Raw genomic sequence first — 16792 nt, forward strand, 5'->3', positions numbered from 1 at the left:
CGTAGCACAGGAATATCAGGTTTAGCGCTTCCCCAGTGCTAATGGTTATTTAACATTTATCTTTTCGCCGACTATGCTCATAGTTAGCCACCGCTTCCGGCTCACGGAGGAATGTATGTATGGTATAAGCCTGATCCGACTGGGTATGTTTATTGCGCTTGCCATTATCGCCAGCACGGCGATTGGTTTATTTACCTATATGGTCGTCACTGTTCTGGCAGAATAGTGTCACCCCTGTCCAGGTTATGGAATAAATAAAACAGTTATTTATTAGGGGAATACAGTGAACCGCTACCTCTCTCTTTTACCGTTCGTTTTGTTAACGCTCACAGCGTGCGACCCGAAACCCAAAGACGTCTCCCCCCTGCCCAGGATGGTAAAAGTTGCGGAGGTGACGGTTCCCGGTAACGCCCAGCAGCGCGTTTTTCCCGCCCGCATTGAATCGGGCGATGCCACAGACCTTTCCTTCAAGCGCGCAGGTCAAATTGAAGCGCTCGATGTGCGTCAGGGCGCAGTCATCAAGCAGGGTCAACAACTTGCAAGATTGAATGCCCGTGAAGCCCAGCAGCGGGTTAATGACAGACAAACGGCGGCGACGCTGGCCCAGAGGCAATTCGATCGCTTCCAGACGCTGGCGGGCCGCCAGGCGATTTCGAAAGCCGAAATGGACGTGCAGCGTGCGAACCGCGATTCTGCGAATGCAGCGCTACAGATCGCCCGAGAAGAGTTGAATCAAATGACGCTTGTCGCCCCCTTCAGCGGGACGGCGGCCAGCGTACATGTCCGAAATCATCAGGTGGTGTCTGCCGGTCAGCCCATCGCGACGTTAACCCGCACCGATCTGCTGGACGTGGTGTTCAGCATCCCTGAAAACCTGTTTAAGACCTTTGATATTCGCAACGCGCAGTATCGCCCGGTAGTGAGAATTAACGCCATTCCGGATCGGGAATTTACCGCCGTTTATAAAGAACACTCGGGCAGCAGCGACAGTAATACCCTGACCTGGCAGGTAATACTGACCATGCCGCGGCCAGATGATTTTCCCGCCGTCGGTGGCGTAAGCGGTACGGTTACCATTAATTTAACTAACCTCCCGGCTGGCGCGGGCACTCAGGCGCTGGTCGTACCGGTTGAGGCAGTCTTTAACCCGGACAACAGCCCGCGCAATGAGCCGCACGTCTGGGTTGTGGCAGGAGAAGGCGACACGCTCCATCTTGAAGACCGCAAGGTCAGCGTGGGGCAAGTGATTACCGAAGGCGTGGTGATCACCAGCGGGCTTAAGGCGGGCGAGCGCGTGGTAGCCGCAGGCGTTGGGGAGCTGCATGCTAACCAGCCGGTGCGTATCTGGACGCGTGAACGGGGACTGTAATGGATATCTCTCGTCAATTTATTAATAACCCTGTTCGCGTCTGGCTAACGATTCTGCTGCTGGGCATCGGGGGTATTTTCGCGCTGTTGAATATCGGCAGGCTGGAAGATCCCGCCTTTACCATCAAAACCGCAGTGGTTGTCACCCACTACCCCGGCGCATCCGCTCAGCAGGTCGAAGAAGAGGTGACGCTGCCGCTGGAGAATGCCCTTCAGCAGCTGCCTTATCTGGACAACGTGAGCTCCATCTCTTCAAACGGTTTGTCGCAAATCACCGTTAACATCGCGTCACGCTATCACTCAAACGAACTGCCGCAGATTTGGGATGAACTGCGCCGCCGCGTGGGCGACGCCTCGCGTCAGTTCCCGCCTGGCGTCGTCACGCCCTTTGTGAATGACGATTTCGGCGACGTGTTCGGCTTCTTCTTCGCCATTTCCGGGGATGAATTCAGTAATCCTGAACTGGTGAGATACGCGGAGCAGCTGCGCCGCGAGTTGATTCTGGTCCCCGGAGTCGCGAAGGTTGCCATCGGCGGAGCGATTAGCCAACAGGTCAATATCGATATTTCCCTGACCAAAATGGCCGCGCGCGGCATTACGCTGAACCAGCTTTCCGCCCTGCTCAGCAGGCTTAACGTCGTTTCCAGCGCCGGAGAAATCACCTCCGGCAGCGAATCCATTCGTCTGCACCCGACCGGTGAGTTCGAGAATCTGGATGAACTGGCGGATCTCATCATCACGCCTTCCGGCACCGGGGCGGCGACGCGTCTGCGGGATATCGCCACGCTGTCGCGCGGGCTGAACGAATCGCCAGCCAGTATCTACCATGCCAACGGCAAAAAAGCCGTCACCATGGGCGTCTCGTTTATTCCCGGTGTGAACGTGATCGACGTGGGCTACGCGCTGGAGGCGAAGCTAAACCAGATGTCGGCGGAAAAACCGGCAGGCATACAGATAGACCTGTTTTACGATCAGGCAGCCGAAGTGGGCCACTCTGTTAACGGTTTTATTATTAACTTCCTGATGGCGCTGGCGATTGTCATCGGCGTGCTGCTGATCTTTATGGGCGTACGCAGCGGGATCATCATCGCGTTTTCCCTCGCGCTTAACGTGCTGGGCACGCTGCTGATTATGTATCTCTGGGGCATTGAGCTACAGCGCATCTCGCTTGGGGCGCTGATTATCGCCCTCAGCATGCTGGTGGATAACGCCATCGTCATTGTCGAAGGGGTGTTGATTGCCCGACAGCAGGGCTCCCCGCTGTTGACCGCCGTTAACACTATCATCCGTCGCTCCGCCCTGCCGCTGCTGGGGGCGACGGTGATCGCTATCCTTGCGTTTGCGCCTATCGGGCTGTCGCAGGATTCCACCGGGGAATACTGTAAATCCCTCTTCCAGGTGCTGCTGATTTCCCTGATGCTGAGCTGGTTCTCGGCGCTCACCCTCACCCCGGTGATGATTAAGTGGTGGTTGTTTAAAAACGACAGCGCGCCGGAGACCACTGACGAGTCAGATCCTTACGACAAACGTCTCTACCGCCTCTATCAGCGCCTGCTTAACACGCTGCTGCACCATAAGGCACCGACGCTGGTAGTGATGGCGGCCCTGCTGGCCGCGTCTGTCTGGGGGTTTGGCGCGGTGCGGCAAAACTTTTTCCCGTCGTCCAATACGCCGATTTTCTTTGTCGACCTGTGGTTACCCTACGGGACCGATATCAAATGGACCGAGAAAATGACCGGTGATATTGAGAAAACCATCAAGGGCCAGCCCGGCGTGGAAACCACCGTCTCCACCATCGGTCAGGGGAGCATGCGGTTTATTCTGACCTACAGCGGACAGCGGCAGTACAGCAACTATGCGCAGATCATGGTGCGCATGGATGACCAGCGTAACATTTCCCCCTTGACCCGCCACGTTGACGAGTACATCGCGCGAAACTACCCGCAGGTGAACGCCAGCACGAAACGGGTGATGTTTGGCCCTTCCGGCGACAGCGCCATTGAAGTGCGCATTAAAGGCCCGGATCCTGACAGGCTGCGTCTCATTGCCAGCCAGGTGGACGATATTCTGGCGCGCGATCCGGCTACGGGGAGCGTCCGAAACGACTGGCAAAACCGCAGCAAAGTGATCCGCCCGCAGTACGTCGCCGCGCTGGGACGCGAGCTTGGCGTGGATAAACAGGATGTCGACAACGCGCTGGAGATGAATTTCTCCGGCAGCCGGGCGGGGTTGTATCGGGAAGGCAGCGACCTGCTGCCCGTGGTGGTGAGGCCCCCGGAAAGCGAAAGGCTGGATGCCAGCCACCTGAACAACGTGCTGGTATGGAGCCAGGCGCGGCAGCAGTATATCCCGCTGAGTAACGTCGTCAGTCGCTTCTCTCTGGAGTGGGAAGATCCGCTCATTCTTCGACGCGACCGCTCGCGGGTACTGACGGTTCAGACGGACCCGGACCCGCTGACCCAGCAAACCTCCGGCGATATTCTCGCCCGCGTGAAGCCGCAGGTAGATGCCCTTCCCCTGCCACACGGTTACAGCATCGAGTGGGGGGGCGATGCGGAAAACTCCAGTGAAGCGCAGCAAGGGCTGTTCACAACGCTGCCTCTCGGGTATCTGGTGATGTTTGTCATTACGGTGCTGATGTTCAGCTCGGTAAAAAATGCCGTCGCAATCTGGCTGACCGTACCGCTGGCGTTGATTGGCGTCACACCAGGATTTTTAATTACCGGCATTCCCTTTGGCTTTATGGCGCTGATTGGTCTGCTGAGCCTGAGCGGAATGCTCATCCGCAACGGCATCGTGCTGGTGGAAGAGATCGAACAGCAGAAAACGCAAAAGGATCAGCACAGCGCGATCGTTTATGCCGCCACCTCGCGCCTGCGCCCTATCCTGCTCACCGCGTTCACGACCGTACTTGGCCTGGCTCCGCTGCTGCTGGATGTTTTCTTCCAGAGCATGGCCGTTGTGATTATGTTTGGACTGGGGTTTGCTACAATCCTGACGCTACTGGTCCTCCCCGTGATCTATGCGTGTTTCCATCGTAAGGACGAAGCCAAACAACAATGAATGCGACAGGGCTGAACATTATCAAGACGCTGGGCTGTATGACGGCGGTGACCTTCTTCACCATCTACAATACCTGGGATCATTATGATTATGACTATCACTGGATCCTGGGGTTTTTAACCTTTATCTCGACGATCGCTACACCGCTGTTTTTTGTGGTGTCGGGCTATCTCGACGGACAATCCCGGCACGGCACGCGCTGGCAGCTGGGTAAAATTAAAAGTCTTGTGATTGTTTTTCTGTTCTGGATAACGATCTACTACCTGTGGGAGCCTTATCAGCGAGGGTATTTAATCCAGCCCTGGTTCGTGTTCGCCTTTGTCGTGATTTACACCTTCCACCCGGCGGTAGAGTGGCTTAGCCAGCGGAGATCGCTGTTCTGCGGCGCGATTGCTGCCCTGCTGTTCTTTTCCTACGGATACGATCTGTTATCGGCGCTTTATCCTGAAACGCACGCCCTTTCTCTCTCACCGCAGTATCGGCTGTGGACGTGGCTGCTGTTTTATCTGACGGGGCAACTCTTCTGCGATCCTAAAATCGCCGAGTGGATAAGCCGCAAAAATGTAGTCCGGGCGGCGGTTATCGCCATCCCGTTTATCTATCTCTTCACCTGGTTTTACGAGCGCCACTTCTTTTTTGCCCTGTTTAAGGCCGACAGAAACGCCTTTATCCTCACCGGCTCGCAGATCTACATCCTGATTATTGCCCTGGTGATTGCGGCGAACGGCGTGCGCTTTCGCCGCAATGCTGAGTTTAAGGAGTCCATACTGGCCGCCATCAGCAAAACGATGACTGGCGTATATATTGTGCACTACTCGGTGTTTCATCTGCTGACGGCGCTGATACCGGTGACGTCGCTCGGTATGAAGCTGGCGTTGATTGTGCTTACGTTCGTCACCTCTGTTCTCTTCTCCATGCTGGTATTGTCTAACGCAGTGGCAAAAAAGGTGATCACCCTTTAAAAGCCTAAGCGCAGCCAGGCAAAGAGCACGTTGCCGTTGTTATAAGTCCCGGGAATATAGGTGAACTGGACGGTAACGCGCTGATAGCTGGCCGAAAAAAGCGGGAAGATGAACGGTAGCGGGACATAGTTCGCAAAATCATCGCGCGCCGTGATGCCCGCGGCGGCACCGAGCCCAAGGCGGAAATCTCTGGCATTATCCAGATACCAGCCCTTCTCCCAGCCATAGCCCATCGCGGGCTGCCATTCGTTGTGCGAGTCCTTAAACATCATCGCGAAAAGCGCGCTCCAGTGACCCTCTTCGTTATAGCGGGAAACGCCCAGCCCACCTCCCCACGGCATTTCGTTGTACTTGTCGGTTTTGTCTTTGTCGTACATAAAGCGAGCGTGCCAGCTCAGAAACGGCAGGTACAGATCGTAACGCTGAGGCTGCGCCCAGGTTTGCGAAATGTCTTCCGTCAACGCATCCCACCAGCCGATGATGCGTTGCTCGCCATAGACGTTGGGCTCCGCCTGAAGCGGTGCGACGAATAAAAACAGAATCATCCAGAATGCCGAAAAGGTGCGTTGCATCGTTATTCCCTCAGCTTAACTCACGCGGCGGTCACTATTACTGTAAACCATTCAGCACTTAACGAAGCCAGAAGAGGCAATTATCTCGCCGCAGGTGTGGATGAAATTTATTTATTCAGCACCTTCCGGAAAGATAAAAACGTTTTCTCAGGCGTTTTGTCGCGGTAGTCTCATAGGTTCCGTTTATATGACGGGCGCAATGTGAGTGACCTTTTCTTATACCAATAATTAAAAAATCAGTACGGACAGGACAACTATGGGCTCCACCCTCATCTCCGATCGTCCCAACGAGGAGACACCTTCGCTCAATCGCGCCCGCCGCGCCGCACTCGGCAGCTTCGCGGGTGCCGTCGTCGACTGGTATGATTTTCTGCTTTACGGCATTACCGCCGCGCTGGTGTTTAACCGTGAATTCTTCCCCCAGATCAGCCCTGCGATGGGTACGCTCGCCGCGTTTGCCACCTTCGGCGTCGGCTTTCTGTTTCGCCCGCTGGGCGGGGTGATCTTCGGCCACTTCGGCGACCGCCTGGGCCGCAAGCGCATGCTGATGCTCACCGTCTGGATGATGGGGATCGCCACCGCGCTGATTGGCATTCTCCCGTCGTTTTCCGCCATTGGCTGGTGGGCCCCGGTATTGCTGGTGACATTACGCGCCATTCAGGGCTTCGCCGTGGGCGGCGAATGGGGCGGCGCGGCGCTGCTATCCGTTGAGAGCGCGCCAAAAAATAAGAAAGCGTTTTACAGCAGCGGCGTGCAGGTCGGGTACGGCGTAGGGCTGTTGCTTTCTACAGGGCTGGTGTCGTTAATCAGCCAGCTCACCACCGACGAGCAGTTCCTGAGCTGGGGCTGGCGCATTCCGTTCATCTTCAGCATCGTGCTGGTGATTGCCGCACTGTGGATCCGTAACGGCATGGAGGAGTCCGCTGAATTCGAACAGCAGCAGCAGGAAAAACCAGCCGTTAAAAAGCGGCTGCCGGTGATGGAAGCCCTGATTCGGCACCCTGGCGCTTTTCTGAAAATTATCGCCCTGCGCCTGTGCGAGCTGCTGACGATGTATATCGTCACCGCCTTTGCGCTGAACTACTCAACGCAGAATCTCGGCCTGCCCCGTGAATTGTTCCTGAATATCGGCCTGCTGGTCGGCGGGATCAGCTGTCTGACAATACCCTGCTTCGCCTGGCTGGCGGACCGGTTTGGCCGCCGTCGCGTCTACATCACCGGCGCGCTGATTGGAAGCCTCAGCGCCTGGCCATTCTTTATGGCGCTGGAGGCGCAGTCGATCTTCTGGATTGTCTTCTTTGCCATCATGCTCGCGAACATCGCTCACGATATGGTGGTCTGCGTGCAGCAGCCGATGTTTACCGAACTGTTCGGCGCCAGCTACCGCTACAGCGGCGCGGGCGTGGGCTACCAGGTCGCAAGCGTGGTCGGCGGCGGGTTTACACCGTTTATTGCCGCCGCGCTGGTGACCTTCTCCGGCGGTAACTGGCACAGCGTGGCGGTTTATCTGCTGGCCGGTTGCCTGCTGTCGGCGGCAACGGCGCTATTGATGAAAGAGACGAGCCACCGCTGATCTCACTTTTGTTTCACAGGCGTGTGACATACTATCGGGTAGAGTCGCACACCTGTGGAACAAGGAGACAGAGATGAATAATAAGGGCTCCAGCCTGACCCCGGCTCAGGCGCTGGAAAAACTCGACGCGCTGTATGAACAGTCCGTCAACGCGCTGCGCAGCGCCATCAGCGAATATATCGAAACAGGGAAACTTCCCGACGAAAAGGCCAGAACCGCGGGCCTTTTTGTTTATCCATCGCTCTCTGTGACCTGGGACGGCAGCGCCAGCACAACACCGAAAACCCGTGCCTACGCCCGTTTTACCCACTCCGGCTGCTACAGCACCACCGTCACCCGCCCGGCCCTGTTCCGCCCGTACCTCGAAGAACAACTTACGCTGCTGTATCAGGATTACGGCGCGCACATTCACGTTGAGCCCTCGCAGCATGAAATTCCATACCCCTACGTGATTGACGGTTCGGCGTTAACCCTCGACCGTTCGATGAGCGCGGGGCTAACCCGCCACTTCCCGACGACGGAACTGTCGCAGATTGGCGATGAGACGGCCGATGGGATCTATCACCCGGCAGAATTTTCTCCCCTGTCGCACTTTGATGCCCGCCGGGTCGATTTCTCTCTGGCGCGTCTGCGCCACTACACCGGCACGCCCGTCGAACATTTCCAGCCGTTCGTCCTCTTTACCAACTACACCCGCTACGTTGACGAGTTTGTCCGCTGGGGCTGCAGCCAGATCCTCGACCCGGAAAGCCCGTATATTGCCCTCTCCTGTGCGGGAGGGATCTGGATCACTGCGGAGACCGAAGCGCCCGAGCAGGCCATTTCCGACCTGGCCTGGAAAAAACATCAGATGCCCGCCTGGCACCTGATCACCGCCGACGGCCAGGGCATTACGCTGATTAACATCGGCGTGGGCCCGTCAAATGCCAAGACCATCTGCGACCATCTGGCGGTGCTGCGTCCGGACGTGTGGCTGATGATCGGCCACTGCGGCGGCCTGCGTGAAAGCCAGCTGATTGGCGACTACGTGCTCGCCCACGCCTATCTGCGTGATGACCACGTGCTGGATGCGGTGCTGCCGCCGGATATCCCAATCCCGAGCATCGCCGAAGTGCAGCGTGCGCTGTATGACGCCACCAAAGAGGTCAGCGGCATGCCGGGTGAAGAAGTTAAGCAGCGCCTGCGCACCGGTACGGTCGTCACGACGGATGACCGGAACTGGGAGCTGCGTTACTCCGCCTCCGCGCTGCGGTTCAACCTGAGCCGCGCGGTGGCCATTGATATGGAGAGCGCCACCATCGCCGCGCAGGGGTATCGCTTCCGCGTCCCGTACGGCACGCTGCTGTGCGTCTCCGATAAGCCGCTGCACGGCGAAATTAAGCTGCCCGGCCAGGCCAACCGTTTCTATGAAGGGGCGATATCCGAACATCTGCAAATTGGCATTCGCGCCATTGACCTGCTGCGGGCAGAAGGTGACCGGCTCCATTCTCGCAAGCTGCGCACCTTCAACGAGCCGCCGTTCCGCTAATAACGATAAGGAATAATCATGTCCAGCACATCTCCGCTCTCTGCCCTGCGCCACTGGCTTGAGGCCAGCCATCTCGACGGGATGATCGTCCCGCGTGCGGATGCATGGCAGAGCGAATACTGCGCGCCCTACGACGAAAAGCTGGCCTGGCTGACAGGCTTTGACGGCTCTGCTGGCGTCGCGCTTGTACTGAAGGATAAAGCGCTGCTGTTCGTTGACGGGCGCTATCAGGTTCAGGCCCGCGTTCAGGTCAATACGGATGAGGTAGAGATCCGCCACCTGCACAACGAGCCGCTGGCTGAATGGCTGACGGAAAACGCTGAGGCCGGGACGCGCATCGGTTTTGACCCACTGCTGATGACCCATTCAGAGTTTGAGCAACTGTCTACCACGTCTTGCGAGCTGGTCCCGCTGAAAGCCTCGCCGTTTGACACCCTATGGACTGACCGCCCTGCTGCGCCGGCGGGGCTTATCCGGGAAATGCCGGTTGAATACAGCGGTGAAAGCAGCGCTGATAAACGTCAGCGCGTCGCCGCCGTGCTGGCTGCAAGCAATGCCGATTATCTCGCCGTTACCCTGCCGGATAATATCGCCTGGCTGTTAAACGTCCGTGGCGCGGATATTCCTTACAGCCCGGTACCGCTCTCTTTTGCTCTTCTGGGCCGTGATGGCCACGTTGAGTGGTTTGTTAACGACAGCAAGCTCGGCGCCCTGCCGGAAGACGTGCGCAATGCGTTTACCATTGCGCCGCAGGACGCCTTTGTCGAACGCTGCCAGCAGATTGCTGCAGGAAAACGGGTGATGGTTGATGCCGATTCCGCGCCGGTCGCCCTGCGCTTTGCCATCGAACCCCGGGGAGAGATTGTCTGGCGGACCGACCCCATCACCCTGATGAAAGCCACCAAAAACCCGGTTGAGCTGGCCGGTTATCGCGCGTGTCATCACCAGGACGGCGCCGCCTGGGTCAACTTCCTGGCCTGGCTGAGCCGTGAAGTGCCGCTGCGCGAGGCGGCAGGGAATCCGCTAACAGAGCTGGAAGTCCAGGCGCAGCAGCTGGCGTTCCGTCAACAGCAGCCCGGGTTCATCGAGCAGAGTTTTGCGACCATCTCCGCCTCTTCGAGCAATGCGGCGATGTGCCACTATCATTCGAGCGAGGCCAGCAACAAGCCCATCGGTCATGACCATTTTTACCTTAACGATTCCGGCGGTCAGTACGTGAATGGCACCACCGACGCCACGCGCACGCTGGCATGGGGTAAGGTCGATCCGCAGCAGCGCCTGCACTACACCGCCGTGCTGAGAGGCTTCCTGTCGCTGATTACCCTGCAGTTCCCTTCCGGGACTCAGGGACATCAGCTGGATGCCTTTGCGCGTCGTCCGCTGTGGGAGATGGGACTGGATTACGATCACAGCACGGGGCATGGCGTGGGTCATCAGCTTCTTATCCATGAGAACCCGCATCGCATTGCCAAAAAGGTCAACCCGTGGCCGCTGGTGGCGGGCAATATCATGACGATTGAACCGGGATACTATCTGGGCGATAGCCACGGTATTCGTATTGAAAACCAGGTGGAGATTGTGGAGAGCCGTCCAGGGTTCTGCAGGTTTGCCTCGCTGACGCTGATCCCGATCGACTTAAGCCAGGTTGAGCTGCATTTGCTGAGCGAGCAGGAAAAGCAGTGGCTGGATGCGTATCACCAGCAGGTACGCGAGGCGCTGTCACCGCTGGTGAACAGCGATGCGCGTCCGTGGCTGGTAGAGGCGACGGCGCCGGTTCGCGTCAAACAGTAGTGCGGTTTGTTGCCCGGTGGCGCTGTGCTTACCGGGCCTACAGTCCAGTAGGTCGGGTAAGGCGAAGCCGCCACCCGACAATTTTATCCGACGCAGAAAAGCAAAAAGCCTGCTTTAAAAGCAGGCTTTTCAAATTTGGCTCCTCTGACTGGACTCGAACCAGTGACATACGGATTAACAGTCCGCCGTTCTACCGACTGAACTACAGAGGAATCGTGTGAACGGGGCGCATATTATCGATGCGCTCCCGGGATGTCAAAGGCAGAATGCATATTTCCGATCGTTTGACGATTTATTCTCCACTTCGCGCAATTGTCAGGCATTTTGTCGCGGATATTTCCACAGCCAGCGCCCACTGACCATACGCCAGTAGAACAGCCCGCCCCGCACGGCCCAGTCCAGGAACATCCCCAGCCAGACGCCGATCACACCCCATCCAAGCATTACCCCAAGCGTATACCCCGCCACGACGCGACATCCCCACATGCCAAGCATCGACACCCACATCGCAAAGCGGGCGTCGCGCGCCCCCTTCAGCCCGGCAGGCAGTACCCATGAGGCCGCCCAGATAGGCATAAAAGCCGCATTGAGCCAGATGAGGACTTTTACAACCTCTTTAACGTCGTCTTCATGGGTATAGAACGAGGCCATCAGCCCGGCAAACGGCGCGGTTCCCCAGGCAATCACGGTCAGTCCAATGGTCGACAGCCAGAAAACGTGGCGCAGCTGTCGCTCCGCCTGGCCGATCTGCCCTTTCCCGAGCCGTTTCCCGGTGATAATGGTCGATGCAGAGCCCAGCGCGTTACCCGGCAGGTTAATCAGCGAGGCGATGGAAAAGGCGATGAAGTTACCGGCGATCACGTCGGTGCCCATCCCGGCGACAAACATCTGCGTCAGCAATTTCCCGCCGTTAAACAACACCGACTCAATGCTTGCGGGAATGCCGATCCCCATCACTTCCCAGATAATGGCGAAATTAAAGGGGCGGAAATAGCTCTTCAGCGTGAGGCGCAGCGAGGGGGTGATCCCCGCCATCAGCACGCCGATAATCGCCGCCGCACCGATATAGCGTGAAATGGTTAGCCCCAGTCCTGCACCGACGAAGCCCAGCCCGTCCCACGAGAACACGCCGTAGATCAGCACGCTGCTGATGATAATATTCAGGATATTCATTCCGCCATTGATCAGCAGCGGAATTTTAGTGTTCCCAGCCCCGCGCAGCGCGCCGCTGCCAATCAGGGCGATGGCCGCCGCCGGATAGCTGATGACGGTCATCTCCAGATAGGTCAGCGCCAGGTCTTTAACCTCGTTCGTGGCCTCCCCGGCGACAAAATCGATGATCTCTTTGCCGAAATAGTGGATCACCGCCGCCAGAACGGCCGAAAAGACAGTCATGATCATCAGGGACTGGCGTGCCGCCTCGCGCGCACGTTTGGGATCCAGCTTGCCGAGGCTAAAGGCCACCACCACCGTCGTGCCGAGGTCAATGGCGGCAAAGAACGAGATCACCACCATGTTAAAGCTGTCCGCCAGACCAACCCCCGCCATCGCCTCTTTTCCCAGCCAGCTCACCAGGAAGGTGCTCAGCACCCCCATCAGCAGAACGCAGGTATTTTCCAGGAAGATAGGCACGGCAAGAGGGGTGATTTCACGCCAGAAGAGAACCCGATAACTTTTACGTTTTGCATACCATGGCGTGCGCGCGATCGCCTGGCGTAAGGAGGCAGTGACGTTCAAAATGGACCTTAGCGAGAAAAGTTGAAACTCCATTTCAAATAATGGGGGAGAAATGCTCATCCTGCAAAGTATTTTCCGGAAAAAGATGTGTGGATTTACAACAAACTGACGACAGAATCAGCAATCAATCGATTTTCCCTAAGATCAGGTTTGACAAAAGTTTTTTCGCCGCTAAGATAAGCCTCCACAACGATTCCTCTGTAGTTCAGTCGGTAGAACGGCGGACTGTTAATCCGTATGTCACTGGTTCGAGTCCAGTCAGAGGAGCCAAATTTAAAAAGCCTGCTTTTAAAGCAGGCTTTTTGCTTTGCGGATGAGGGAAAATGAACGCTCTGTTTGTCTACGGCACGCTGCGCCCGGGCCACTCAAATGCGCATATTCTTGAAAACATCGGTGGCGAATGGCTTGCCGGTTTCGTCTCCGGTACGTTTTACGAACGCGGCTGGGGGGCTGCGGCGGACTTCCCGGGGATCGTACTCCACCCCGATGGCCCCCGCGTCGAAGGCTATCTGTTTATCTCTGATCGCCTTGCCGCACACTGGTCAATGCTGGATGAGTTTGAAGACGGCTACGATCGGGTTGAGGTTACGGTGACCACCTCTGAAGGCAAGCAGGTTCAAGCCTGGATTTACCAGCTACAGCCGCGTTCTGAGCCATAAAAAAAGGCTCTCTGTCACCAGAGAGCCTTTTTCACTATTCGCTGTGATTACTCGCTTTTTGCTTCGCCGTTTTTGATTTCGCCCATCACTTTCAGCTTTTTAGAGATGTCACGACGCTCTTTGGACAGCTCAGCATTTTTGATGATGTAGTCATCAACACGGTCTTCATAGTCGCTCTTCATGCTGGCGATGATGCCCTGAATAGCTTCAACGCTCATGCCTGGCTTGATGTAGTCGCTCAGGTTGTCGAGCAGCAGAACACGTTTCTGGTTGTCACGGATCTTCTTCTCAACGTCCTGGATTTCACGCTGCAGTTTGTTTTTGCGGCGGAACAGGCGGACGAATTCCAGAACATCCTGGAACGAAGGCTTGGTAGTTTCCATTTTTACACCCCTGATAATGTGAGATTCGGATTCGTTAAAGCAACCGTTGTAACAATAACCTTACTGACAGCGGCCGCGAATGACAATGAGTATATCGTTTAAAGCTATCATAACCCCAATTGCTGCTGAATCGAAGCAGCAGGCGTCACATACGCCTTTTATTTGCGCAGCGCCCGGCAAATCAGGTGCGATAACAGCTCAAGCTGCCGCGCCAGTTCCATGCTCAGCCAGACGTAGCCATGAATAGGTGTTTCCGCCACGTTATCGCTCTGGCGCTCATTGATTAACTGCTTCAGTTCCGCGACGATCTCGTTCAGTCGCTCGCTGTTGGCCAGTATCGGCTGCGGGTTCCCTTCATAGAGCGCATGGGCGATGGTCAACAGCGTTTGCTGCGTCATCTGCTGGGTCTCTTTGAGAGTCTGCGCGTTAAGCATCAACAGATGGCTGGGTCGCGTGGCCCAGTGTGCGTTGATTTGCAGTTCAAGCATGCAGACCAGATTGCGGCTTACCGTCTGGATGGCTTCGAAAATCGATTTCTGAATACGGGTTTCTTTGCTGGCGGGCGTGATCAAGCCGCGCATTTTGACCACGTCGTTAAGGATGGTCTGCAGGTGCTTTTCCAGGCGCGGGCGCTCAACCAGATTCGGGGAAAAACCGGCCTGATAGACGCGGTTAAACGCGGTGACGTAGCTGGCCATCTGAATACGCCAGTGCAGAAAAGCGCGCTGCGGCCAGATACCGGTGAAGAGCATCGCCAGCAGTGAACCCAGGATGACATCCCCGCTTCGCCACAGCGCCGTGGTCATATCCCCGGCGGGCGCACCGACCACCACCGCGAGAGTAATACCGATCAGCAGCGCCTGATACGGTTTTTTACCCAACGCCAGCCAGCCGCACAGGAACATGGCGGCACCGCACCATGCCAGCATGACCGGGAACGAGATCAGCTCCAGCTTCAGGGCAATAAGCCCCAGGGCCGAACCTAACACGGTCCCGCCAATACGCTCCAGAGCGCGCGGGACAACGTTGCCCCAAAACGAGATGGGTCCCATCACCACCACCAGCGTGATCAGCGGCCACGTTCCTTCCGGAACCTCCAGCAAACGCACCAGGACAAACGTCAACACGAACGCCAGCGCGATGCGACACCCGTGCACCACGCGGTAGTGTTTGTACAACCGAATTTCAAAAGGGGTTAATGATTTGTCGGGACGCACACCCGCTCTCCAGCTACACGGCAAAGCACAATTGTACTGTGTTTTCAGCCGGGCGGAACGGTCCCGGCTGAAAAACCCTTCATTTAGCAGGCTTAAACCGTTTTGTGCTCGACGCCGATATACATTTCGATATCCCAGTAGCCGTCCGCATTGCCGTCATTGAGATAGCGCTCGAAGCAGGGTTTGAGCGCCATCTGGTACTTATTGTCCTGCAGCAGGGAATTGAAGAACTGATACCACGGCGTGGCGAAGTCGTAGTTTTCCACGCGCGCCGTCGCCACGGCATAATCCCCTCCCGCGATTTCCGTCATCATGACGCCTTCGCTGTTTTCCGGGATAACAAAATCGTCCGGTACCGTCACAGCCGTATCACAGCGCAGTTTTTCTACCGGGACCTCATCCGGGTTATCGTAATAGACCGCCACCCATTCCAGCGGCTCAATGTGACGCCCGTCGACCCACATGACCAGCTGTTCAAAGCCCTGTTTTACCGTGTGTTCCCACGGGCCGACCAAATGAAAACCGGCAATCTTACGTTTCTGTTGCTGCGTAATGCTGTAGTCCATACTGCCTCCGCTCATCACTGTATATTTATACACTATAAAACTGGATTATCATTATCAGCAAACGAGGAGTGTTTATTATGTGAGCAGACTCGCAACCCTGCCAGTCTGCTCAGCAGCAGTTAAAGCGTTTGATGCAGATAATCGCTCAGACGAGAGAACAGGCCGCCTTTATCAACGGCTTCCAGCGTGACCAGCGGCCAGTGGGCTACCACCTTGTCGCGGTCATAGAGCTGAATCTCCCCGACCCGCTGATGCGCAGCAATCGGCGCTTCCAGCTCTTTCTTATCCAGCACGTACTTGGCTTTGATGTTGGGAACCTCTGCTTTCGGCAAGGCCAGCCAGAAGTCCTGATCGGTGCCCAGTTTCACCTGCTCCTTATCGCTGTACCAGATGCGCTCTGTCCCCACTTTTTTACCGCTATGCAGGATCTGCACCGTATCGAAATTCTGCTGCCCCCAGTGCAGCAGTTTCCGGGCCTGGTCTTCGCGCCCTTTCGGACTGTCCGCCCCCATCACCACCGCGATTAACCGGCGCTGGCCGTCTACGGCAGACGCAATCAGGTTAAAACCGGCCCCTGAGGTATGCCCCGTTTTCAACCCGTCCACGTTCATGGTCTTATCCCACAGCAGGCCGTTGCGGTTTTGCTGGGTGATCCCGTTCCAGGTCAGGCTCTTTTCGCTGTACATATGATAAAACTCAGGCTCGCCGTGGATGATGGCCCGGGAGAGGACGGCCAGGTCATACGCCGAGCTGTGCTGGCCGGGCGCGTCCAGCCCGTGGACGGTTTCAAAATGCGTATCGCGCAGGTTCAGCTTCTGCACGTAGTCGTTCATCATCTTCACAAACTGCGGCTGCCCACCCGCCACGTGATCGGCCAGCGCCACGCAGGCGTCGTTGCCGGAATCGACAATCAGGCCGCGGCTCAGATCGCGCACGGAGACGCGATCGCCCTCTTTCAGGAACATCAGCGATGAACCGTCAAACACCGGGTTCCCTTTTGCCCAGGCATCACGTCCTACGGTGACGATGTCATCCGGGGTAATGCGGTGGCTATCAATGGCCCGATCCACCACATAGCCCGTCATCAGCTTGGTCAGGCTCGCCGGATTACGTTGTTGATGTTCGTTGCCCGCCGTTAAAATCTGACCAGTCGTGTAATCCATCAGCACCCAGGAGCCAGCCTGAATGGCCGGAGGCTGCGGCGAAAAATCCAGTGGTTCGGCCGCAAAAGCAGATGAGACACTCGAAGCGAGTAAAGAAACAGCAATAAACAGACGGCGTTTCAACGGTATATCCTCAGGTCATTAAAAATCGATGACCTTTTTACGGGAGTTCTGATGTCGTTACCTGGCTTAATTGCAAAAAAATGTGAC

General features: G+C 56.6%; 13 protein-coding genes and 2 tRNA genes. 8 read left to right on the forward strand and 7 right to left on the reverse strand.

The features are described from left to right. Nucleotides 1–283 precede the first annotated feature (283 nt). Genes ABFV38_RS14260 through ABFV38_RS14270 form a run of 3 tightly spaced genes read left to right on the forward strand, consistent with a single transcriptional unit; the run spans nt 284 to nt 5393 of the window. Nucleotides 284–1369, forward strand: a complete 1086-nt coding sequence (locus tag ABFV38_RS14260; protein WP_181575591.1) for an efflux RND transporter periplasmic adaptor subunit — start codon at nt 284–286, stop codon at nt 1367–1369. After that, nucleotides 1369–4431, forward strand: a complete 3063-nt coding sequence (locus tag ABFV38_RS14265; protein WP_348957452.1) for an efflux RND transporter permease subunit — start codon at nt 1369–1371, stop codon at nt 4429–4431. The genes ABFV38_RS14260 and ABFV38_RS14265 overlap by 1 nt, the downstream gene beginning before the upstream one ends. Then, nucleotides 4428–5393: an acyltransferase family protein gene (locus ABFV38_RS14270; RefSeq protein ID WP_063622046.1), complete on the forward strand. Its 966-nt coding sequence runs from the start codon at nt 4428–4430 to the stop codon at nt 5391–5393. Before ABFV38_RS14265 ends, ABFV38_RS14270 begins: the two co-directional genes overlap by 4 nt. Here ABFV38_RS14270 and pagP read toward each other — a convergent pair. After that, nucleotides 5390–5965, reverse strand: coding sequence for a lipid IV(A) palmitoyltransferase PagP (gene pagP, locus ABFV38_RS14275; RefSeq protein WP_348957453.1), 576 nt, complete (start codon nt 5963–5965; stop codon nt 5390–5392). The genes ABFV38_RS14270 and pagP overlap by 4 nt on opposite strands. A gap of 256 nt (nt 5966–6221) precedes the next feature. Here pagP and shiA point away from each other — a divergent pair, with 256 nt between their 5' ends. From shiA to ABFV38_RS14290, 3 genes are all read left to right on the forward strand, one after another. After that, entirely contained in the window at nt 6222–7538 is a 1317-nt protein-coding gene (gene shiA, locus ABFV38_RS14280) for a shikimate transporter (protein WP_348957454.1), read from the forward strand. Nucleotides 7539–7611: 73 nt separating this feature from the next. Continuing rightward, nucleotides 7612–9066 carry an AMP nucleosidase gene (locus ABFV38_RS14285; RefSeq protein WP_063622048.1) on the forward strand — a complete coding sequence of 485 codons (1455 nt, stop codon included), beginning with the start codon at nt 7612–7614 and terminating at the stop codon, nt 9064–9066. Between the two features lie 18 nt (nt 9067–9084). After that, nucleotides 9085–10857 carry an aminopeptidase P family protein gene (locus tag ABFV38_RS14290; RefSeq protein WP_348957455.1) on the forward strand — a complete coding sequence of 591 codons (1773 nt, stop codon included), beginning with the start codon at nt 9085–9087 and terminating at the stop codon, nt 10855–10857. A 136-nt stretch (nt 10858–10993) separates the two neighbouring features. Here the strand turns inward: ABFV38_RS14290 and ABFV38_RS14295 are convergent. Next, nucleotides 10994–11069, reverse strand: a tRNA-Asn gene (locus ABFV38_RS14295). A 103-nt stretch (nt 11070–11172) separates the two neighbouring features. Next, nucleotides 11173–12627 carry a multidrug efflux MATE transporter EmmdR gene (gene emmdR, locus ABFV38_RS14300; protein ID WP_139125340.1) on the reverse strand — a complete coding sequence of 485 codons (1455 nt, stop codon included), beginning with the start codon at nt 12625–12627 and terminating at the stop codon, nt 11173–11175. A gap of 161 nt (nt 12628–12788) precedes the next feature. Here emmdR and ABFV38_RS14305 point away from each other — a divergent pair. Together ABFV38_RS14305 and ABFV38_RS14310 are read left to right on the forward strand one after the other, a co-directional pair. Then, nucleotides 12789–12864: transfer RNA gene (locus tag ABFV38_RS14305), tRNA-Asn, on the forward strand. 53 nt (nt 12865–12917) lie between these two features. Next, entirely contained in the window at nt 12918–13253 is a 336-nt protein-coding gene (locus tag ABFV38_RS14310; RefSeq protein WP_235404693.1) for a gamma-glutamylcyclotransferase family protein, read from the forward strand. Nucleotides 13254–13300: 47 nt separating this feature from the next. On the opposite strand, the gene ABFV38_RS14315 is transcribed toward ABFV38_RS14310, so the two are convergent. The 4 genes from ABFV38_RS14315 to dacD all read right to left on the reverse strand — a co-directional run bounded on the left by ABFV38_RS14315 (nt 13301) and on the right by dacD (nt 16705). Then, complete coding sequence (locus ABFV38_RS14315; RefSeq protein ID WP_008499467.1) at nt 13301–13636, reverse strand: DUF496 family protein; 336 nt, start codon at nt 13634–13636, stop codon at nt 13301–13303. A gap of 158 nt (nt 13637–13794) precedes the next feature. Further along, complete coding sequence (locus tag ABFV38_RS14320; protein ID WP_348957456.1) at nt 13795–14853, reverse strand: FUSC family protein; 1059 nt, start codon at nt 14851–14853, stop codon at nt 13795–13797. A gap of 92 nt (nt 14854–14945) precedes the next feature. Continuing rightward, entirely contained in the window at nt 14946–15419 is a 474-nt protein-coding gene (gene sbmC, locus ABFV38_RS14325; RefSeq protein ID WP_348957457.1) for a DNA gyrase inhibitor SbmC, read from the reverse strand. Between the two features lie 119 nt (nt 15420–15538). Then, on the reverse strand, nt 15539–16705 hold the full coding sequence (gene dacD, locus ABFV38_RS14330) for a serine-type D-Ala-D-Ala carboxypeptidase DacD (RefSeq protein ID WP_348957458.1): 1167 nt from the start codon (nt 16703–16705) through the stop codon (nt 15539–15541). Nucleotides 16706–16792 lie beyond the last annotated feature (87 nt).

Origin of the sequence: Enterobacter cloacae complex sp. Mu1197 (assembly GCF_040059225.1) — a bacterium.
Classification (GTDB): Bacteria; Pseudomonadota; Gammaproteobacteria; order Enterobacterales; family Enterobacteriaceae; genus Enterobacter; species Enterobacter quasiroggenkampii.

Bases quoted from the DNA above. Each gene is read 5' to 3' on its own strand.
- ABFV38_RS14285 (WP_063622048.1), top strand. From the start codon at position 7,612: ATGAATAATAAGGGCTCCAGCCTGACCCCGGCTCAGGCGCTGGAAAAA.
- ABFV38_RS14315 (WP_008499467.1), bottom strand. From the start codon at position 13,636: ATGGAAACTACCAAGCCTTCGTTCCAGGATGTTCTGGAATTCGTCCGC.
- emmdR (WP_139125340.1), bottom strand. From the start codon at position 12,627: ATGGAGTTTCAACTTTTCTCGCTAAGGTCCATTTTGAACGTCACTGCC.
- ABFV38_RS14290 (WP_348957455.1), top strand. From the start codon at position 9,085: ATGTCCAGCACATCTCCGCTCTCTGCCCTGCGCCACTGGCTTGAGGCC.
- pagP (WP_348957453.1), bottom strand. From the start codon at position 5,965: ATGCAACGCACCTTTTCGGCATTCTGGATGATTCTGTTTTTATTCGTC.
- ABFV38_RS14265 (WP_348957452.1), top strand. From the start codon at position 1,369: ATGGATATCTCTCGTCAATTTATTAATAACCCTGTTCGCGTCTGGCTA.
- shiA (WP_348957454.1), top strand. From the start codon at position 6,222: ATGGGCTCCACCCTCATCTCCGATCGTCCCAACGAGGAGACACCTTCG.
- ABFV38_RS14270 (WP_063622046.1), top strand. From the start codon at position 4,428: ATGAATGCGACAGGGCTGAACATTATCAAGACGCTGGGCTGTATGACG.
- ABFV38_RS14310 (WP_235404693.1), top strand. From the start codon at position 12,918: ATGAACGCTCTGTTTGTCTACGGCACGCTGCGCCCGGGCCACTCAAAT.
- sbmC (WP_348957457.1), bottom strand. From the start codon at position 15,419: ATGGACTACAGCATTACGCAGCAACAGAAACGTAAGATTGCCGGTTTT.